We start from the raw sequence: 19,975 nt of genomic DNA, 5'->3' as shown, positions 1-19,975 counted from the left end.
GCGGGCAATCCGACACTCTATCGACGAGGCCATTGTGACAGACCTTCTCCTCATTCGCATTACCTGCCCGTCCCGCCGCGTGGCCGAGGAGATCGGCGATGCGGCCATCGAGCACAGGCTGGCGGCCTGCGCCAATCTGGAAGGCCCGGTCTCTTCCACCTATCGCTGGAAGAATGTGGTGGAGCAGGCGTTCGAGTTTGTGCTCTGGTTGAAAGCCCCGCAGGCCAACTGGGACCGGATTGAGGCGCTGGTCCTGACCCACCACCCCTATGATGTGCCCGCCATGGTTGCGCTGCCTTGCATTCAGGCAAATGCGCCTTATGAGGCATGGGTTCACGAAAATACGGACACCTGATGCCAGTTTCCCGCATTACAGACACTTTCGCCAAGGCGCGCGGCGAGTCCCGCGCTGTTCTCGTTTCCTATCTGATGGCCGGTGATCCGGACCTGGACACCAGCTATGCCGCCATGTGCGCCCTACGCGACAATGGCGCTGACATCATCGAACTGGGCGCGCCCTTCACGGACCCGATGGCCGATGGGGCCTCCATCCAGAAGGCGGGGCTCAGGGCGCTGGCCAACAAGACGACCCTGACCGACACGCTGGCGCTGGCGGCACGGTTCCGCGCAGATGACCAGACCACTCCGGTCATCATCATGGGTTATGCCAATCCGGTGTTTCGCATGGGCTATGGTGCATTTGCGCGGGCCGCCCATGAGGCGGGCGTGGACGGGACGATCATCGTCGATCTGCCACCGGAAGAAGATGGCGAGTTGCGCGAAGCCTATGCGCCCTATGACCTGTCCGTCATCCGGCTGGCCACGCCGACGACCCATGAGACACGGATGCAAAAAGTGGCAGAAGGGGCCAGCGGCTTCCTGTATTTCGTCGCGGTGACGGGCGTTACAGGGGCCGGAAGCGCTGATCCCCAGGCGATTGCCGGGAACATTGAAATGGCCAAACGCGTTTCAGGGCTGCCGGTCTGTGTTGGTTTTGGCGTCAAAACTGGCGTTCAAGCTGCAGAAATGGCTAAAATTGCCGACGGGGTTGTCGTAGGCTCCGCTTTCGTGGACCATGCGGAAAAGGCCCACGAATCGGGGGATTTTGCCGGGGCACCGCGGGGAATGGGTGATCTGGCGAAGGAGTTGAGCGCGGCGATCAGAACGATCGCCAAGCCGTAAGTGTTGATTGCCGCCGAGGAGGTTCTGGCATGAACTGGATTACCAAGGTCACCCCGCCGGGCCTGAAGACCATGCTCGCGAAAAAGGACACGCCCGACGATTTGTGGGTAAAATGTCCGCTGTCCGGCGAACTCGTCTACAAGACTGATCTCGAAGAGAACTGGCATGTCACGCCGGCGGGTGCGCATCTTCGCATCAGCCCGCGCACGCGTCTGCGCCTGATTTTCGACGATGAGCGCTGGGAGCCGCTGGAGCTGCCATCGGTGCCGCATGACCCGCTGAAATTCAAGGACGACAAGCCGTATCCGTCGCGCCTGAAGGCCGCGAAAGCCAAGATCGCAGCCCGCGACAAGAAGGAATCCGAACAGGGCGGCGCCCCCATCATTCAGGAAGACTGCATGGTCGCGGCCTATGGCAAGATTGGCGGCGTGCCGACGGTTGTGCTTGTCCAGGATTTTGCCTTCATGGGCGGGTCGCTCGGCATGGCGGCCGGTGAGGGATTCGTCGCTGCCGCGCACATGGCACTGGCACGCAAGGCCGGATTTGTCGTCTTCACGGCCTCCGGCGGGGCCCGGATGCAGGAAGGGACGCTGAGCCTGATGCAGATGCCGCGCACGACGCTCGCGATCAACGAACTGGCCGAGGCCAAGCTGCCCTATGTCGTGGTTCTGACGGATCCGACGTCGGGCGGCGTGTCTGCCTCCTACGCAATGCTGGGCGATGTGCACATCGCGGAACCCGGGGCGATGATCGCTTTCTCCGGTCCGCGGGTGATCGAGCAGACGATCCGTGAAAGCCTGCCAAAGGGATTCCAGCGCGCTGAATTCCTGCGCGAAAAGGGACAGGTTGATATTGTCTGCGACCGGCGGAAACTGAAGGACACGATTTCGAACATTCTGTCCATGCTGATGCCGAATGCGCGCCGCGTGGAAGACCGGCTGCCAGCCTCGCTGACACCGCCGAAAACCCACGCCGCCAAGAGCGGGAAGAGCAAGGGCAGTCCTGCTTGATCGGTAACAGTCCGGCCCTGGCCGAGGCGCTGGGGCGGTTCGAGGGGCTATATCCAGAGACAATAGAATTGTCGCTCGGGCGCGTTCTGAATGCGCTCGACCTGCTGGGCCGTCCGCAGGACAGGCTCCCGCCGGTCATCCACGTGGCGGGCACGAACGGCAAAGGGTCTACCTGCGCCTTCTTGCGCGCCATGATGGAGGCCGCCGGGCTGAAGGTGCATGTTTTCACCAGTCCGCATCTTGTCCGGTTCAATGAACGTATCCGGCTTGCCGGAGAGATCGTGGACGATGCCCGTCTGATCGATTGGCTGGAACGCGCCTACAGGGCCATTCAGGGCCATGAGATCACGCAGTTCGAGGCCACGACCGCAACGGCACTGCTCGCCTTTTCGGAAGTGCCGGCGGATGTGTTGATCCTGGAAGTGGGTCTTGGTGGCAGCTATGACGCAACGAATGTCATCGACCAGCCGGCACTCAGCGTCATCACGCCGGTGGATTTTGATCACAAGGCGTTTCTCGGATCAGACCTGCGCAAGATTGCCGGCGAGAAGGCTGGCATCATCAAGCCGGGCTGTCCCGCGCTTACCGCGATCCAGCGCAAAGTGTGTGACGAAGTCATCGCCAAACGCGCCGAAGCGGTCGGTGCGCCGCTCTACCGGCTGAAGGCGCACTTCATTGACGCCATGCCCGAAGACCTCGGCCTGGTGGGGGAACACCAGAGGGCGAATGCTGCGCTGGCGGCCATGGCGGTTCAATTGTTCGGAAATTCCACCCGTATTGATCAGGCCGCCATTTTCGAGGGCGCCCGAAAGGCCAGCTGGCCAGCCCGGATGCAGAAGCTCGGCCCGGGACCTCTGACCGCTCTGGTGCCGGATCAGCAGGTCTGGCTGGACGGCGGACACAATCCTCATGCGGCCCGTGCGATCGCGCGACAGCTGCAAGCCCTTCCGGGGCGGACGGCCCTGGTCTCGGCCATGCTGGCGTCCAAGGATTCGACCGGCTTCTTCATGCCGTTCCGGCAAATTCGTCCGGATGTTTTCACGCTGCCGAATGCGCCGAGTCATCAAGGAGCCGAGCCACAGGCGCTGGCCGAGGCCGCAACGACGGCCGGCCTGAAGGCAACGGCATGTGACAGTCTGGAGGCTGCCCTTCAAGCCGCCGCTGCAACCGGCGTCGATCGGATCCTGATCTGCGGGTCACTCTATCTGGCCGGAGAGGTGCTGGCCCGGAATGAAGAACTGCCGGTGTGAGCCTTACTCGGCTGCGAGTTTCAGTCCGTCCCCTTCATCCCCCAGAGCCTCGGCAACTTTCAGCGCCAGCCGACGCGCCACTTCATCCTTGCCCATGCGGGGCCAGCGCTCGGCGCCGTCGCGCGTGATCAGCGCGATCTCGTTTTCAGCGCCGCCCATCACGTCGCCAGATACATCATTGGCGACGATCCAGTCGCAATTCTTGCGCTTCAGCTTGGCCTGGGCATGGTCTTCGACATCATGGGTCTCGGCTGCAAAGCCGATCACGAGGCCAGGGCGGTTCTTGCGCTTGTTGGCCAGCGTCTTCAGGATGTCCGGATTCTCGGTAAGCTCCATGGATGGATGCTCGCTGCCGGCGCCCTTGATCTTCAGTTTCTTGGTTGCGGCGCGGGCCGGGCGCCAGTCGGCCACGGCTGCGACCGATACGAACACATCCGCGGGCAACGCCTCTTCGCAGGCCTTCAGCATCTGGCGGGCGGTTTCCACTGGCACCAAATTCACGCCGCGGGGGACGGGCAGGGCGACCGGGCCGGACACGAGCGTCACCTGCGCGCCAAGGCGTGCCAGCGCATCGGCAATCGCATAGCCTTGCTTTCCGGAAGAGTGATTGGACAGGAAGCGGACGGGATCCAGCGGTTCGCGCGTCGGGCCGGCTGTGACAAGGGCATGGGTGCCAGCCAGCGCTCCGGCGTCGTCGCCGTCCAGCATCCGCTCGACCTCTGCCACGATGACCGGGATTTCCGGCAGCCGTCCCGGGCCGAACTCGCCGCAGGCCATTGCACCTTCGTCCGGGTCCATGACGGTCACGCCATCGGTACGCAGCGTCTCGACATTGCGTTGTGTCGCCGGGTGCTGCCACATGCGGACATTCATGGCGGGCACCATTAGGACGGGCTTGTCGGTTGCCAGCAATGTGGTTGAGGCGAGGTCATTGGCCAGACCGCCTGCAGCCTTGGCCATCAGGTCTGCCGTTGCCGGGCAGACCACAACTAGGTCGGCAGAACGCGACAATTCGATATGCCCCATTTCAGCTTCGTCGCTGAGATTGAACAGGTCGGCATAGACCTTGTCGCCCGACAGGGCCGACACCGACAGCGGCGTCACGAATTCCTGCCCGCCCCGGGTCACGATACAGCGGCAGGCAATCTCGCGGCGGCGCAGTTCCCGGATCAGTTCCAGGCTTTTATAGGCGGCAATGCCGCCGGATATGATCAGGAGGATGCGTTTCTGCGCCATCTGTTTCAGCCTTCGGTCTTGAGCTGTTTCTTATCGCAAATTCCTTGCCGTTGCCCCATGAAATCCCCGTGAACCTGCCGTGTCGGTTAAGGATTTCGCGGCTTTTCGCAGGAATCTTGCATGACTTGCCTATTTTGCAGCCCAGACGGCCAGCGCCACCAGCGCGGTCACGAAGCCGAACCAGCCCCACCAGGGCGCGAAGCGCCGCGGCGGCGGAGGAGGGGGGGCTGGCGGTTCCAGCGAGGCTTCGAACCGGTCCATCACATCCGGAAGGCGTTTCAGCCGATTGGTGATTTCCTTTACATTGCCCGCCACAAGCTTGGCGGCGCCTTCCGGTCCGAAGCTGCGACGGATCCAGCCACCGACGACAGGCTCGGACGCGACCCAGATATTATGTGAAGGGTCGATGGCACGGGCCACACCCTCGACCTGAACCATGGTCTTCTGCAACAGGACCAGTTCCGGACGCAGAGACATGCCGAATGTGTGCGTATAGTCGAACAATTGCAGCAGGACCCGGCCCATGGAGACCTCTTCCGCCGGCTTGCCGTGGACTGGCTCGCCAATGGACCGGAGCGCCTGCGCGAACTCTCCGACAGATTGGGATGCGGGCACATAACCCGCCTCGAAATGAACTTCCGCCACGCGCTGATAATCCCGTTTCAGGAAGCCCCAGAGAATCTCGGCCAGGAAGCGTCGCTCGGTCATGCCAATCCGGCCGATGATACCGAAATCGACCAGAGCCACCTTGTTCTCGGGCGTAATGATCAGATTGCCCTCATGCATGTCCGCATGAAACACGCCGTATTCGATCGCATGGGTCAGAAAGCCCTGCGTGATGTCGTTGGCCAGTTTCCTGCGATCAATGCCGGGTCGGTCCAGCGCCTTCGGATCGGTCAGCGGGATGCCGTCGATCCAGTCAATGGTCAGCACCCGTCGGCCGGTTCGATCCCAGTCAACCCCCGGCACGGTGAAGTGGCCGGATTTCTGGCTGATCTCGTGCATTTCATCCGCCCCGCCAGCTTCCAGACGCAGATCGGTTTCGCGCATCATGGCAGCAGCGATGGTTTCGGTGAATGCGACCGGTTTCAAGCGCTGGCTTTCGGCGGAAATGCCTTCAATCGTCCGGGCGGCGCGTTTCATGGCGGACAGTTCCACCATCAGCTGCCGCTCGATCCCGGGACGCAGGATCTTCACGGCACGTTCGCCATCGGGCAGATTCATGCGGTGAACCTGCGCGATGGATGCGGCGGCGACCGGCTCTGACAGTTCACCGAACAGGCGGGCCGCATCAGCGTCCCCGAACTCTTCGGCCAGGGCAGCACGCGCGGCCTTCATGGAGAAGGGGGGCAGTTTGTCCTTCAACCGGCCGAGATCCTCGGTGACTTCAGCGCCGAATACGTCCGGACGGGTGGCCAGGAACTGACCAAGCTTTATGTAGGCCGGGCCGAGCTTCTCCAGTGCCCGCGCCAGCCGTTGGCCGGGCCGTCCTTTGGCCCCGCCGCTGACAAGACGCAGCACACGGCCGGCGATGCGCGCGGGCAGGGGAAGACGGGTCTGATAGGCTCCCGGCAGGATGACATCATGGCGCGCGAGCGCGATGCCGGCGCGCATCAGACGGCGATAATCTCCAATCACACCCATGTCAGGCCTCCGCGGCGTTCGGGAACCGGTACGCCCGGACGGCGTTTCTTCAGGGACGAGATATGTAGCGAGGAGGCTGTCATGGCCACTAAAAAAGCACGGAAAAACAAAGGAACTCTATATTTTGTGATGAGTGGCCTTTTGGTGGCGGCGATGGTGGCTGCCGCCGTCTACTATGCCGAACCCAGCCAGACGCCGAAAGAACTGCTTCTCGATCCCACCCAACGCTCCAGCCTGGCCCCGGACACCAATCCGGGCTGATGGGCATCAGACTGCCCAGCCAAAATGAAGGGCGGCGATACCTCCGGAATAATTGGTCACACTGACCCGCGAGAAGCCAGCGCCTTCCATTTCCGCCTTGAACGCGTCCTGCGACGGGAACTGGCGGATTGATTCAACAAGATACTGGTAGCTGTCGGCGTCCCCAGCCACGAGGCTGCCCAGTTTCGGGATCACGTTGAAGCTGTACGTATCGTACGCCGCCTGCAGGGCGGGAGCGGTCATGTGACTGAATTCCAGCACCGCCAGACGACCGCCCGGTTTCAGGACACGTCGAAACTCGCGCAGGCCGGCTTGCCGGTCGGCGAAATTGCGAATCCCGAAAGAGACGGTGACGGCGTCAAAGGACCGGTCCGGATAGGGCAGATTCTGCCCGTCTGCGCAGACCCAGTCGAGCCGACCGGTCCATTTCTCATTGTCGGCGCGGCCCTTTCCGGCCTCGAGCATGGCATCATTGATATCACAGACGATGGCGGTCGCCTCGCGGTCCACACCGCGCCGCTTTGCGGCCCGGTCGGCCAGGGTCAGGAAGGCGCGGGCCAGTTCTCCCGTGCCGCCGGCCACATCAAGGTGGCGCTCGCCAGGCTGGGGGTTCACGCGGTTCATGGCGTCATGCTTCCACAGCCGGTGCACGCCAGCCGACATCAGATCATTCATCAGGTCATAGCGGGAGGCGACCGAGCGGAAGACGCCCTTCACCCGGGCGACTTTCTCCGTCTCCGTGACTTCCTCGAAGCCGAACGAGACCTTGCGTTCCGTTTCACTGCCTGCAGCCATGCGCGCCACCATACTTGCCTCGTTCACCCTAGGCTATATGCCATTGCCATGCCTGAATTGCCCGAAGTCGAGACAGTTCGCCGCGGACTGGCCCCTGTCATGGAGGGCCAGCGCATCGACCGGCTTGTCCAGAACAGGACAAATCTGAGATTTCCGTTTCCGGACCGGTTCGCCGAGCGCCTCACAGGCGCTCATGTCCGCCACCTTGGCCGCAAGGCAAAATTCCTGACGCTCGAGCTTTCGACCGACGAGGTCCTTGTCATGCATCTCGGCATGACGGGGCGGTTTACGGTCTCCGGCGGGCAGGTGGGCGAATTCCATCACGAAACCGGCACCGATCCGCGCCACGACCATGTCGTGTTCACCCTCTCGAACGGGGCCAGCGTCACCTATAACGATCCGCGCCGTTTCGGGTTCATGGAATTGTGGCCGGCCCGGCAATTCGGGGCCTATCCAAGGTTAATCGCCATGGGGCCGGAACCGCTCTCGAACGGGTTTTCGGAAACCTATCTGAATGCGGCCCTGACAGGGCGCAAGACACCAATCAAGTCAGCCTTGCTGGACCAGTCGGTGATCGCCGGGCTCGGCAACATCTATGTCTGCGAAGCGCTGTGGCGCGCCGGCATTTCGCCCCGGCGCAGCGCAACAACGGTGCCCGGCAAGCGGGCGGCGCGGCTTGTTCCAGCCATCAATGAAGTGATCGCCGAGGCGATTGCAGCGGGCGGCTCGTCGATATCCGACTTTGCCAGTGCCAGCGGCGAGCTCGGCTACTTCCAGCACACATTTGCGGTCTACGACCGCGAAGGACAGGCCTGTCCATCCTGTGCTGCGCCGATCCAGCGGATCGTCCAGTCCGGGCGTTCGAGCTTTTTCTGCAGCCATTGCCAGCGTTAGCTGCGGCGCATGCCCAGCGCGGTCAGGACATGGATGGCGGCGGTCAGGTCTTCCGGATCAGACAGCCGATCAATCAGTCGACGCGCATCGTGCCGGAGAAGCTGGACCCGCTGGCGCCGCTCGCCAGAGTCCGGCTGGGGCAGGGACAGGGGTTCGAAGAAAAACGTCACGGGCTTGGCGAGGGCAATCGCCACATCGCGCAGACGTCCGGCAGACAGGCGGCTTCGACCGGATTCGTATTTCTGGACCTGCTGGAAGGTCAGCCCGAGTGCCTCCGCAAGCGCATCCTGGGACATGCCGCGTTCGCGCCGGGCCTGTCTCACTTTCCGGCCCGTGAAACGGTCCGCCTCGGTCGGCTTTCGGACAGAATGACGGGAAGCGGCCTTGCGCATGTCCGGTCTCCGGCAGCGTGCCATGGCGCGGGAATGCGCAGCACGAGATCAACAGATCCGCATACTACCTGTAATTGTAATTTTGACAACCCGTTGCCCAAACTCAACTGGCGCGGGCATCTCGGCCTATTTGGGGTCGAGCCGGATGATGTCGTCCTCGGACGGCTGAGCGGCAGCCGCCTCTTCGCCCGGCAGGGAAAGGCCCAGCGAGGGAGCATCCTCAAACTGGCCGCCGCCGAAGCCGCCGGAGCCGATGAGCAAACCGTCCTCGTCGCCGGACTGGCCGATGCGGAGGTTCAGGGAGCCGGACTCGCTGCTCTCGGGCAGTGAGGAGGACGGCAGGCTCAGATTCAGCGATCCGGAATAATCATCCTCGACCTGCGCGGTTTCCGTGGCCACGACAGCGGTGGTGTCTTCAGCCTGCGTGCTTTCCGAACAGGCTGTTCCGGCAACACACAGGGACAGGACGGCGAAAGTCGATATCAGCTTCATGTTCATGCCCCCATTCTTGCCCCGCGCCTCAACGGCCCGCAAGCTTGTCTTGCACAGAGTCCCAGAAAACGGCCGCGATATCAATGCCGCTCAGTTTCTTGACCGCCTGCACACCGGTCGGGGAGGTGACATTCACTTCCGTCAGGCGCCCGCCAATCACGTCAATTCCGGTCAGTACGAGGCCACGCCGTTTCAACTCCGGGCCGATGGCCTCGCAGATTTTCCTGTCAGCATCGCTCAGTTCCGTGGCTTCCGCCGTGCCGCCCACGACGAGATTGGAGCGTACCTGTCCAGCTTTCGGGCGTCGGTTCAGGGCTCCGGCAGCCTCGCCGTCAATCAGGATGATTCGCTTGTCGCCTTCGCTGACGGACGGAAGAAAGGCCTGGACCATGACCGGTTCGCGCGACCGGGTGAAAAACAGTTCGGTCAGCGAGTCGAAATTGGAATCGTCTTCCTTCAGGCGGAACACGCCGGCGCCGCCGTGGCCGTATAGCGGCTTGATGATGATGTCCTTGTGCCGGTCGCGGAAATCCTGAATCGCGTCGAGGTCGCGAGAGACCAGCGTCGGCGGCATGAGATCCGGGAACATGAGCGGGAAAATCTTTTCCGGGCTGGACCGTACGCCGGCCGGATCGTTTACGACGAGCGTCCTGGACGACACTTCTTCCAGCATGTGACAGGCGGTGATGTAGCTCATGTCGAAGGGGGGATCCTGCCGGATCAGGATGACATCGACATCCGAAGCCAGGTCGATCCGGACGGATTCACCGAATTGGCCGGGCGTGTCCTTGACCCGTTGAACTTTTGCCGGGCGGACCTGCGCCGTCACCCGGCCGCCCTCGATGCTCATGGCCTCGGGGCCGTAGACGAACAATTCCATGCCACGGGCCTGCGCGACCTCGGCAAGGGCAAAAGTGGTGTCCCCGTCAATATTGACGGATTCCAGCGGATCCATCTGGATCGCAACGCGAAGGCTCATTGGCGGCTCCGTTCAAGGGGCCGCCGCCCGATAGGGCCGGCCCGGCTAGTAACTTGCGCCGATCAGTTCCCCGTCGGCCCCGGAGTCATATGAGGCATCAGGTGCGGTTTGATAAGGGGGCGTCCCCTGCAAGGTGGGCGCGGCCTGCTGTGTGCGTCCGTCACGAATGCGGACATAGGACACGACCTGCCGGACGCCGCCCACCACGCTCGCCTCCTCGGCCGCGCGTTTCAGCTCATCAGCCGTCCGGGCGATGCCCATCAGGTACACGACGCCATCATAGGTCTCGATATTGTAGTTGAGGCTCTTCACGGTGCTGGAGCCGACGAGGCGGGCGCGAACGCGGGCCGTGATCAGTTCGTCGGATACATTGGCCAGGAAACCGCCGGGTGGCTGGATCTTGATTTCGTTCGCCACGTCGCGTGTCAGCGGCGAGGTCCAGGCGATGCCTTCTGCCAGCACGCGCTCCTCGGGCGTGTTGACCCGCCCGGACAGCAGGACAAGGCCGCCAGTGACTTCCACATCGACCTCGCCGAAACGGTTGGCGCTCTCCGACAGGAGCTTGCTCTTGATCTCGTTCGAGGCGGTCGCGTCATCGACAGCCTCGCCGAGGGATTTTTCTTGGGCGGCCGCGACCCCGACCGCACCGGCCGTACCGATGGCGGCCACAGCGCATCCTCCAAGAGGGGCGGCAAACAAGAGGGCGGCAGCAGCAAGTGGCAGGCGCATGAAACTCTACTCCATCAGCGGTAAACTTGGCGTCGTCCTATGGCATGAGGATACGGCGAAATTCTGGCAAGCACTGTACAGGTGAAACTTTCGAAAGAATTCGGCCTGGTGCCCGGTGAACACCGACTCATTTGGCTGGTTGTTCGGCGGGCCGGATGCTATTATCTTGTCGGTACGTAAAAGAAGGAACCGGACCCCTGACCCCCAGCGCCCCACGGCTGCAGCCTGCCCAGCCGGCCACGCTTGATGAAATTCGCACTGTGGCTGAATCCCTCGCCAAGTCCCTAGAGGACGACAAGGCCGAGGACATTCTCTTCATCGACCTCGACGGCAAATCCTCTCTCGCAGATTTCATGATCATCGCATCGGGACGGTCCGGCCGTCACGTCGCTGCGCTTGCCGATCATGTGGTGCAGGACGTCAAGAAGCTGACAGGCCGCCCTGCCAGCGTGGAAGGCATGCCAAATGCCGATTGGGTGCTGATCGACACAGGGGATGTGATCATCCATCTGTTCCGGCCGGAAGTCCGCGAATTCTACAATCTTGAAAAGATCTGGGCGTCCAGCGATGCCCATCGCACGCCGGTCAACTAGCATCCCGGCATGCGAATCCTGTTGCTCGTTGTTGGTCGGATGAAATCCGGGCCCGAACGTGACCTTGTTGATGAATATCTGAAGCGCGCCGGGCCGATTGCACGTTCGCTGGGATTTCGCGGGATCGAGGAAGTCGAAGTCGCCAGCGGCGGGGGACTGGATGCCGAGGCAGAGCGGATTCTCGCCAAGCTGCCGGCGGGTGCCAAATGCATCAGGCTGGATGAATTCGGCCGGGCGCAGCGATCACGTGACTTTGCCGGAAACCTGTCGAAATGGCGCGATCAGGGCGTTCCGGACCTGGTTTTCCTGATTGGCGGGGCAGAAGGCTATGGAGACAGTGTCCGTTCTGCCGTGCCGGATACCATGGCATTCGGCCCGCAGACCTGGCCGCACCGCTTTGTCCGGGTGATGCTGGCCGAACAGGTGTACCGTGCTGTCTCGATCCTTGCCGGTACGCCATATCACAAGGATTAGGCCCTATCCTGCATACAGGGACGGTTGCGGCATCAGGACCATGGCGAAGGCGATCACCGCCAGAAGGCCCATCACGCCGATGGACAGAAGTCTCGTCAGGGATATGGGGTGGCTCACTTTCCGGTCCTTTCCTCTTGTCCCATGCAGATGGGGACGCACTGCCTTCATGAACACTCTTCTAACGGAATAGGTTCCATGCGCGGCACGCATGGGGCGATTTGAAGGCAGGGCGTTACGTTTTGTTGATCCTTGCAAGATCCCGGCCTACAGCTGGGGTCTGCACAGGCAGAACGCGGTGGGAGGCGGAATTCATGTCGGCATTGAGAGACTTCCTGAAAGTCTATTGGCCCCTCGTGGCCGTTGCGTTTGCAGGCGTCCTGCTGGCGCTCATGCTGATGGATCCGGCGCCGCCAAAAACCATCCGGTTTGCCGCCGGCAGTCCGGGCGGCGCGTATCATGCCTTTGCCGAACGCTATCAGCGCCTGTTGGCGGAAGAGGGCGTCGAGGTCGAACTGGTGGAAACCCAGGGCTCGATCGACAATTTGCGTCTGCTCGATGATTCCGAAGTGGATGTCGGCCTCGTCCAGGGCGGCCTGTCCACTCCGCGGGATGAGGAAAAGCTGCGGTCGCTGGGGGGCCTGTTCCCTGAACCTTTCTGGGTGTTCGCGCGCCAGGACGTCGAGGCCGAAACCCTGGGCGATCTGAGAAATCTCCGCATGGCGGTCGGCGGGCAGGGGTCCGGCACGCGCATGCTCGCGCTCGAACTGGAAACCGATTATGGCGGGGAATGGGTCGATGCGTCTCGCCTCTCCCTGTCGGGGAATGCAGCCGCGACGGCCCTGCTCGCCGGGGAGATCGACGCGGCGGCCTTCGCGGCATCGATCGAGGCATCCTATGTCGACCGGTTGCTGCGCAGCGATGAGGTTCGCCTGATGCGATTCGACCGGGCGCCGGCACTGGCCCGGCGCCATGAGGCGCTCTCCGACATCGTTCTGCTGCGCGGCGTTGTCGATATCGGCCTCAATGTGCCGGCGGAAGATGTGCCTCTGGTTGCGCCGGTCGCCCAATTGGTCGTGCGCAAGGATCTGCACCCGGCCATCGAATCCCTGCTGATGGATGCCGCCATGGCCATTCACTCCGAGGGCACCCTGCTGGCCGCCGGTGGGCAGTATCCAGATCCGGATGTGACAGACCTGCCAATCACGGACCAGGCGCGTCGCTACTATCAGGACGGTCCGTCCTTTCTACGCCGCTACTTCTCCTTCGATGTCGCAAACTTTCTCGAGCGGGCCTGGATACTTGCCATTCCGCTGCTGACCCTCCTGTTCCCGCTGGTGCGGGTGGCCCCGCCGATCTATCGCTGGCGTGTGCGGCGGAAGATCTATGTCTGGTATGCCGACCTGCGCGAACTGGAAGATCGCGGACGCGCCGCCGAGTCACAGGAGACCTGCAACAGGGTTCTGGACGATCTGGAAAACCTGCAGGCGGAAATCGGGGCCGTCGAAGTGCCCCTGTCCTATACGGATGACCTGTATCGCCTGCGCAGCCATGTCGAGTTCGTCAAGCAGCTGGTGCGCGGGCGCAATCCCGTGGCCGTCGCCGGCTGAGGTGGCTACCTCGCTGAACATTGCCGTCGCCGGCGCCGGCATTGGCGGCCTCGCGGCTGCCGCCTTGCTGGCGCGGCAGGGCCATCAGGTCACAGTGTTCGACCAGTTCGACGCGCCCCAGCCTGTCGGTTCGGGACTGATCCTGCAGGAAACCGGTCTGGCTATTCTGGGTGAACTGGGCCTTCGGAGCGATGCGCAGCGGCTTGGTGCCCCGCTTCGCAGGTTGCATGGCGAGTCGGTCGGGTCAGGCCGAACCGTTCTGGACGTGCGCTATGACGCGTTGCGGCCCGGCCTATGCGGAGTCTCGGTCCAGCGGCCCGCCCTTTTCAATCTCGTGCATGACGCGGCCAGAACTGCCGGTGCGGACATTGCAGTTTCTACGCGGATCATTTCGGCGCATGCTGCCACGGGCTATGTGACAACCGGGGCAGGGTACACGCTCGGCCCGTTCGACCTGGTCGTGGATGCTCTTGGCGTGCGCTCGCCGCTCTCGTCTCGCCCCCGCACATCGCTGGCCTATGGTGCGTTGTGGGCCACGCTCCCTTGGCGGAATGGTCTGGGGTTTGAAAAGGATGCGCTGGCGCAGAAATACCGGCAGGCAAGGCAGATGGCCGGCGTGATGCCTTCCGGACGCCTGACGGAATCCGATCCCGAAACGCTGACCTATTTCTGGTCGATCCGGGCAGACCAGCATGTCACATGGAAACAGTCACCCCTCGAAGCCTGGAAACGCGAGGCCATCGAGCTCTGGCCGGAAACGGCCCCCCTGCTGGACGGGGTCGAATCTCATGACCAGTTGACCTTTGCCCGCTATGACCATCGCACCCACACGCCGGTGGTGAATCAGAGGCTGGTCCATGTCGGTGACAGCTGGCATGCGGCCAGTCCGCAATTGGGGCAGGGGGCAAACATGGCCCTTCTGGATGCTTATGCGCTGGCGCGTGCGCTGGGCCAGCCTGGTGCGCTTGATCGTCAGCTCAGGCACTACAAGGCGATGCGGGCGGGTCATGTTCGCCTGTTCCAGATGATGAGCTGGCTGTTCACGCCCGTCTATCAGTCTGATTCCGCGGTGCTGGCCTGGTTGCGGGACTGGTTGGCCGCGCCGCTCAGCCGCGTGCCGCCTGCGCCGCAAATACTGGCCGCCATGGTGTCAGGCGGACTCGGCAGCCCACTGAAACGGCTCGGCCTGTCGCCCGGCGATCAGCCGCCCAGCGATTTCAATCGGTAGAGCAGGTCCAGTGCTTCGCGCGGCGTCAGGGAATCCGGATCAATCTGCTCCAGCAGAAGGTCGGCTTCGGACGGGCCGGTGTCCAGAACGTCATCATCTTCCGTGTCCGGCCCAAGCGAGGCCGCAGCGAACAGGGGCAGGCTTTCCGGCGCGCTCGGTTCGGCTTCCAGCTGTTTCAGAATCTGTCCGGCGCGTTTCACGGCCTTCTTTGGCAGGCCGGCCAGCTTGGCCACCTGCACGCCATAGGATTTGTCGGCCGGGCCCGGCTGGACTTCATGCAGGAAGACGAGATCGTCCTTCCATTCCTTTGCCCTGAGGGACGCATTTGCTGCTCCGGGCAGGTCCTCCACCAGCTTTGTCAGCTCGTGATAATGTGTGGCAAAAAGGGCGCGCGACCGGTTGACCGAATGCAGGTGCTCGACTGCGGCCCAGGCAATCGCCAGACCGTCCCAGGTTGATGTACCGCGCCCCACTTCATCCATGATGACAAAGCTTCGCTCGGTTGCCTGATTGAGGATCGCCGCGGTTTCCACCATCTCCACCATGAAGGTCGAGCGGCCCCGGGCCAGGTCATCCGATGCGCCGACCCGGCTGAAAATGCGGTCGCACAGGCCGAGCGTCAGCGCGCGGGCGGGTACGAACAGCCCTGCCTGTGCCAGGATCACCGCGAGGGCGGCCTGTCTCAGATAGGTCGACTTGCCGGCCATGTTCGGGCCGGTTACCAGCAGGAGCCGGGTGCCGGGCTCGTTGCCGCTCAGGTCAAGATGGTTGGCCGTGAAGCCCTGGCCATCCTTCTTGAGCGCGGCCTCGACAACGGGATGGCGCAGACCGGTTGCCGCGAAGCTGGTATCGTCCGTCAGGACGGGCCTGACCGCATCCGCCTCAAAGGCCCATTCGGCCGAAGCCGCTGCAACATCCAGTTCGGCAATTGCCGCTGCCGTACGCGAAAGCGATGCGGTCAACTGGTCGATCCGTTTACAGAGCGAATCGAAGATGGCCAGTTCCCGGGCCTTTGCCTCGTCCTCGGCGCGGGAAATCTTGCCGGCAAGTTCCGAAAGCTCCTGCGTCGAGAAGCGGACATTGCTGGCCAGCGTCTGGCGATGGATGAAGGTTTCCGACAGAGGCGGCTTCATCAACGGGTCGCCATGACGGGCCGGCACGTCCACAAAATAGCCAAGCACATTGTTGAACTTGATCTTCAGTGCGGTGATGCCGGTTTCCTCGGCATAGCGCGCCTGCAGGGCTGCGATGATCTGGCGGCTGTCATCGCGCAGGCCCCGCGCCTCATCCAGGGCGGCATCCCAGCCGGGCGCAACAAAGCCGCCATCCCGAGCCAGCGTCGGCGGGTTTTCAGACAAGGCTGCGTCAAGGTCGCGGGCGAGCGCCGCCAACGCGTCACTGTTGCGCAGATCGAGCGCCGCGATCGCCTCGGCGATCTTCGGTGGCAGGCCGGACGCGGTCTCTGCCAGCCGGACGGCAGCGTCATGGGCGGCGGTCAGGGCGCGACCGATACCGACCAGGTCCCGCGGACCGCCCCGGCCCAGCCTGAGCCGCGTGCGGGCGCGTTCAAGGTCCGGTGCTGCTTTCAGGCTGGCGCGGACGGATTCGACCGTGTCGCGATCATCAGCGAACCAGGATACCGCGTCGAACCGTGCCTCGATCTCTGGCCGGTCGACAGATGGGCGGGCCAGCCGCGCGCCCAGCAGGCGCGCGCCCGGCGCGGTCACCGTGCGGTCGATCGTGCCCAGAAGGGATCCGGCCCGCTCGCCCCGCATGGACCGATCGATCTCCAAACTCGTCCGGGTCGCCGGATCAATCGCCAAATGCCCTTCGGCGCGCGCGCGGACGGGCGGGTCGAGGCGGATGTCGCTTCCTGCCTGGGTCAGCTTCACATAGTCCAGCAACAGGCCGATGGCGGCGAGTTCCGCACGGCTGAAATCCCCGAACGCATCCAGCGCCGCAATGCCATAGGTTTCCTTCAGCAGCGCTTCGCCATTCTTGTGGGTGGCGCTGCGGGCCGGCCGGAAGGTGACCGGCGCACTCGATAACGCGGTGGCATTGGCAATCGCGGCCTGGTCCAGATCACCTTCGGACACCAGCAATTCCGACAGGGGGTAGGCCATCAGGCTGTCGGCCAGTGTTTCAGCAGGCAGGGCCGTCACGCCGAACCGGCCGGTAGAGACGTCGCACACTGCAATTGCGGCTTCGGTGCCACCACTGCCCAGGGCAATGGCAGCCAGCGCCTGGTCCTGCCGGGCCGGCAGAAGGGCGTCCTCGGTCAGGGTGCCGGGCGTGACGATGCGAACGATGTCCCGATTCACAATCGCCTTCGACCCGCGCTTCTTGGCTTCAGCCGGTGTCTCGGTCTGCTCGCACACCGCCACCCGGCATCCGGCCTTGATCAGTCGGGCCAGATATCCTTCGGCAGCATGATACGGCACGCCCGCCATCGGAATCGGCTTGCCCTCATATTCACCGCGGGAGGTTAGCGTGATGTCCAGCACACGGGCGGCTTCGACGGCGTCCTCGAAGAACAATTCGTAGAAATCGCCCATCCGGAAAAACAGCAACGCATCATCGTGCCGGGCCTTGATGGACAGGTATTGCGCCATGAACGGGCTTGGCGCGGGAGAGGGTTTTGCAGGGGCAGCGGTATCAGCCATGGGCGGGGACGCTACCGCCAGCGCGGGAGATTCGCAAAGCCTCGCACCAGCTTGCCCGTGACAAAGTGATCATATCGCAGGAATCGGCTTGTTTTACGGTTGGCATGCCTCTCGCACCGGCCTAGTTTGCCGCCTCAATTGAAACTTTTTGCAACAACGGAATTGCCGCGCAATGACCACCAAACGGCCGAGCTTCACCGATCAGGAAGCCCTCGATTTCCACTCGCAGCCACATGCCGGCAAAATCTCCATGGTGCCGACCAAGCCAATGGGCACACAGCGGGACCTGTCGCTGGCCTACAGCCCCGGCGTTGCAGTGCCCGTTCTGGCCATCGCTGAAGATGAAGACAAGGCGTACGATTACACCGCCAAGGGCAACATGGTCGCCGTGATCTCCAATGGTACGGCCATTCTGGGGCTCGGAAATCTGGGGCCAATGGCGTCAAAGCCGGTGATGGAAGGCAAGTCGGTCCTGTTCAAGCGGTTTGCCGACATTGACAGCTTCGATGTCGAGGTCAGCACGACCGATGTCGAGGAGTTCATCACCACGGTGCGCAATATCGGCGCGACCTGGGGTGGCATCAATCTGGAAGACATTTCCTCGCCGGACTGTTTCATCATCGAGAGCCGCCTGCGCGAAGATCTCGACATTCCGGTATTCCATGACGACCAGCACGGCACGGCCATCATCGCCGCAGCTGGCCTGATCAATGCCTGCCACATTACCGGCCGCAAGATGGAGGACCTGAAGGTTGCCGTCTCCGGGGCAGGGGCGGCCGGCCTGTCCTGCGCCGGGCTGATCCGTCATCTGGGCGTTAAGGCCGAGAACATCCTGATGTGTGACTCTTCGGGTGTGGTCTATGAAGGCCGCACGGAGAAGATGGACCAGTTCAAGTCCGCTTTCGCGGTCAAGACAACGAAGCGCACGCTGGCCGAGGCCGTTGACGGTGCGGACGTATTGCTGGGCCTTTCGGTCAAGGGCGCCGTGACCAAGGACATGGTGAAGTCCATGGCCAAGAATCCGATCATCTTCGCCATGGCCAATCCGGATCCGGAAATCACGCCGGAAGACATCAAGTCCGTTCGTGACGACGCCATCATCGCCACCGGCCGGTCGGACTATCCCAACCAGGTGAACAACGTCCTCGGTTTCCCCTATATCTTCCGCGGTGCACTTGATGTGCGCGCCCGCGGCATCAATGAGGAAATGAAGGTCGCCGCTGCCCAGGCGCTTGCGGAACTTGCCCGCGAGGATGTCCCGGACGAGGTTGCCGCCGCTTATCATGGTGCCCGGCCCAGCTTCGGCCGCGACTATATCATCCCGACACCGTTCGATCCGCGCCTGATCAGCTTCATCCCGCCCTTCGTGGCGCAGGCGGCAATGGACACAGGCGTAGCCCGCAAGCCGATCGACGACATGGAAGCCTATCGCCACTCGCTGGCGCGCCGGGCAGACCCATCGGCCTCCTTCATCCAGGGCGTACAGGCACGCTGCAAGGAGCTTCAGCGCCGAATCGTCTTTGCGGAAGGCGAGGAACCGGCCGTGGTCCGCGCTGCGTTCAGCTTCAAGAATCAGGGCCTCGGCCATCCGATCCTGATCGGCCGCGAAGCCCAGGTCGAGCGGGCCATGGAACAGATGGGCATCCAGCCCGGTACGCTCGAAATCCTCAATGCGCGCCTGTCGGACAACAATCCGGTCTATACGGACATGCTGTATGCCCGCCTCCAGCGCGACGGCTATCTCAAGCGGGATGCCCAGCGGCTCGTCAATCAGGATCGCAACGTGTTCGGGTGCTGCATGCTGAAGAATGGCGACGCAGACGGCATGGTGACGGGTGTGACCCGGAACTATGATGTGGCGCTGAACGATTCCCTGCTCGTGCTCGACCCGCTGCCCGGCCAGGCCGTCATTGGCATGTCCATGGTGATCAATCGTGGCCGGACGGTCTTCATCGCCGATACCAGCGTTACCGAGCTTCCGCAGGGCGAGGACCTTGCCAGCATCGCCATCGAGGCGGCGCGCTCGGTTCGCTCGCTTGGCTTCTCGCCGCGCGTGGCCTTCCTGTCCTATTCGACCTTCGGAAACCCGATGGGCGAGCGGGGGGAAAAGGTGCGTGATGCCGTGGCGATCCTGGACAGCATGAAGAATATCGATTTCGAATATGAGGGCGACATGAGCGCCGATGTCGCGCTGAACCCCAGCCACAAGCTGCTCTATCCGTTCTCCCGCCTGACCGGTCCGGCCAACGTGCTCGTGATGCCGGCCATTCATGCAGCCTCCATTTCCACCAAGCTTCTGGAATCAATGAGCCGCGCCACGGTGATCGGGCCCATGCTTCTGGGCCTGGAAAAGCCGGTCCAGATCGCGTCGCTTGGCGCTACGGTTGGTGATATCGTGAACTTGGCAACCATCGCCGCCTTTGACGTCGATCACGTTCACGGCGCCTGACACCGGCTGGCGAAATTACCCTGCGTCAGGACTCGCCCGTCGCGAGTCCGGCACCTATAGTCATGACCAGCATATGGATCATTGGGAGGCCCGAAGA

At 62.9% G+C, this 19,975-nt stretch carries 19 protein-coding genes; 11 read left to right on the top strand and 8 right to left on the bottom strand.

The features are described 5' to 3' along the window. The first annotated feature begins 34 nt into the window (after positions 1-34). From cutA to HF955_RS05220, 4 genes are read left to right on the top strand one after another with little or no spacing between them, the layout of a single operon-like run. Entirely contained in the window at positions 35-355 is a 321-nt protein-coding gene (cutA, locus tag HF955_RS05235; protein ID WP_291078487.1) for a divalent-cation tolerance protein CutA, read from the top strand. Then, on the top strand, positions 355-1,182 hold the full coding sequence (trpA, locus tag HF955_RS05230) for a tryptophan synthase subunit alpha (protein WP_291078485.1): 828 nt from the start codon (positions 355-357) through the stop codon (positions 1,180-1,182). The genes cutA and trpA overlap by 1 nt, the downstream gene beginning before the upstream one ends. 29 nt (positions 1,183-1,211) lie before the next feature. Beyond that, the gene (locus HF955_RS05225) at positions 1,212-2,192 is read left to right on the top strand and encodes an acetyl-CoA carboxylase carboxyltransferase subunit beta (RefSeq protein ID WP_291078483.1); all 981 of its coding nucleotides are present in this window, start codon (positions 1,212-1,214) and stop codon (positions 2,190-2,192) included. Next, entirely contained in the window at positions 2,189-3,442 is a 1,254-nt protein-coding gene (locus HF955_RS05220; protein WP_291078481.1) for a folylpolyglutamate synthase/dihydrofolate synthase family protein, read from the top strand. Before HF955_RS05225 ends, HF955_RS05220 begins: the two co-directional genes overlap by 4 nt. A gap of 3 nt (positions 3,443-3,445) precedes the next feature. On the opposite strand, the gene coaBC is transcribed toward HF955_RS05220, so the two are convergent. Both coaBC and ubiB read right to left on the bottom strand, forming a co-directional pair. Beyond that, positions 3,446-4,678: a bifunctional phosphopantothenoylcysteine decarboxylase/phosphopantothenate--cysteine ligase CoaBC gene (gene coaBC, locus HF955_RS05215; protein WP_291078479.1), complete on the bottom strand. Its 1,233-nt coding sequence runs from the start codon at positions 4,676-4,678 to the stop codon at positions 3,446-3,448. Between the two features lie 129 nt (positions 4,679-4,807). Then, positions 4,808-6,322, bottom strand: coding sequence for a 2-polyprenylphenol 6-hydroxylase (gene ubiB / locus HF955_RS05210; protein WP_291078477.1), 1,515 nt, complete (start codon positions 6,320-6,322; stop codon positions 4,808-4,810). 81 nt (positions 6,323-6,403) lie between these two features. Here ubiB and HF955_RS05205 point away from each other — a divergent pair, with 81 nt between their 5' ends. Next, a complete protein-coding gene (locus HF955_RS05205) occupies positions 6,404-6,583 on the top strand; it encodes a hypothetical protein (protein WP_291078475.1) in 180 nt (59 codons plus the stop codon). Positions 6,584-6,589: 6 nt separating this feature from the next. Here the strand turns inward: HF955_RS05205 and HF955_RS05200 are convergent, their stop codons facing one another. Next, positions 6,590-7,378, bottom strand: coding sequence for a class I SAM-dependent methyltransferase (locus tag HF955_RS05200; RefSeq protein ID WP_367279775.1), 789 nt, complete (start codon positions 7,376-7,378; stop codon positions 6,590-6,592). A 48-nt stretch (positions 7,379-7,426) separates the two neighbouring features. On the opposite strand from HF955_RS05200, the gene mutM reads away from it, so the two are divergent. After that, positions 7,427-8,272, top strand: a complete 846-nt coding sequence (gene mutM / locus HF955_RS05195; protein WP_291078471.1) for a bifunctional DNA-formamidopyrimidine glycosylase/DNA-(apurinic or apyrimidinic site) lyase — start codon at positions 7,427-7,429, stop codon at positions 8,270-8,272. Here the strand turns inward: mutM and HF955_RS05190 are convergent. The 4 genes from HF955_RS05190 to HF955_RS05175 all read right to left on the bottom strand — a co-directional run bounded on the left by HF955_RS05190 (position 8,269) and on the right by HF955_RS05175 (position 10,864). Further along, a complete protein-coding gene (locus HF955_RS05190; RefSeq protein WP_291078469.1) occupies positions 8,269-8,664 on the bottom strand; it encodes a helix-turn-helix transcriptional regulator in 396 nt (131 codons plus the stop codon). The genes mutM and HF955_RS05190 overlap by 4 nt on opposite strands. 126 nt (positions 8,665-8,790) lie before the next feature. After that, the gene (locus HF955_RS05185; RefSeq protein ID WP_291078467.1) at positions 8,791-9,162 is read right to left on the bottom strand and encodes a hypothetical protein; all 372 of its coding nucleotides are present in this window, start codon (positions 9,160-9,162) and stop codon (positions 8,791-8,793) included. 22 nt (positions 9,163-9,184) lie between these two features. Continuing rightward, positions 9,185-10,135: a glutathione synthase gene (gshB, locus tag HF955_RS05180; RefSeq protein WP_291078465.1), complete on the bottom strand. Its 951-nt coding sequence runs from the start codon at positions 10,133-10,135 to the stop codon at positions 9,185-9,187. Positions 10,136-10,180: 45 nt separating this feature from the next. Beyond that, on the bottom strand, positions 10,181-10,864 hold the full coding sequence (locus HF955_RS05175) for a BON domain-containing protein (protein WP_027839801.1): 684 nt from the start codon (positions 10,862-10,864) through the stop codon (positions 10,181-10,183). 197 nt (positions 10,865-11,061) lie between these two features. Between HF955_RS05175 and rsfS the strand changes: the two genes are divergently transcribed. From rsfS to HF955_RS05155, 4 genes are all read left to right on the top strand, one after another. After that, positions 11,062-11,457 carry a ribosome silencing factor gene (rsfS, locus tag HF955_RS05170; protein WP_367279774.1) on the top strand — a complete coding sequence of 132 codons (396 nt, stop codon included), beginning with the start codon at positions 11,062-11,064 and terminating at the stop codon, positions 11,455-11,457. A gap of 9 nt (positions 11,458-11,466) precedes the next feature. Then, positions 11,467-11,931: a 23S rRNA (pseudouridine(1915)-N(3))-methyltransferase RlmH gene (locus HF955_RS05165; protein WP_291078461.1), complete on the top strand. Its 465-nt coding sequence runs from the start codon at positions 11,467-11,469 to the stop codon at positions 11,929-11,931. Positions 11,932-12,242: 311 nt separating this feature from the next. After that, entirely contained in the window at positions 12,243-13,538 is a 1,296-nt protein-coding gene (locus HF955_RS05160) for a TAXI family TRAP transporter solute-binding subunit (protein WP_291078459.1), read from the top strand. Position 13,539: 1 nt separating this feature from the next. Further along, complete coding sequence (locus HF955_RS05155; RefSeq protein ID WP_291078457.1) at positions 13,540-14,766, top strand: NAD(P)/FAD-dependent oxidoreductase; 1,227 nt, start codon at positions 13,540-13,542, stop codon at positions 14,764-14,766. Here the strand turns inward: HF955_RS05155 and mutS are convergent. Further along, positions 14,739-17,429 carry a DNA mismatch repair protein MutS gene (mutS, locus tag HF955_RS05150; protein WP_291078455.1) on the bottom strand — a complete coding sequence of 897 codons (2,691 nt, stop codon included), beginning with the start codon at positions 17,427-17,429 and terminating at the stop codon, positions 14,739-14,741. The genes HF955_RS05155 and mutS overlap by 28 nt on opposite strands. 172 nt (positions 17,430-17,601) lie before the next feature. Here mutS and HF955_RS05145 point away from each other — a divergent pair, with 172 nt between their 5' ends. Next, positions 17,602-19,878 carry an NADP-dependent malic enzyme gene (locus tag HF955_RS05145; RefSeq protein WP_291078453.1) on the top strand — a complete coding sequence of 759 codons (2,277 nt, stop codon included), beginning with the start codon at positions 17,602-17,604 and terminating at the stop codon, positions 19,876-19,878. Positions 19,879-19,975: the final 97 nt, after the last annotated feature.

The sequence above is a fragment of the Hyphomonas sp. genome, assembly GCF_017792385.1.
GTDB lineage: Bacteria > Pseudomonadota > Alphaproteobacteria > Caulobacterales > Hyphomonadaceae > Hyphomonas.
Note: the sequence above shows the minus strand (reverse complement) of the source record. Positions and strands in the feature narration are given on the sequence as shown.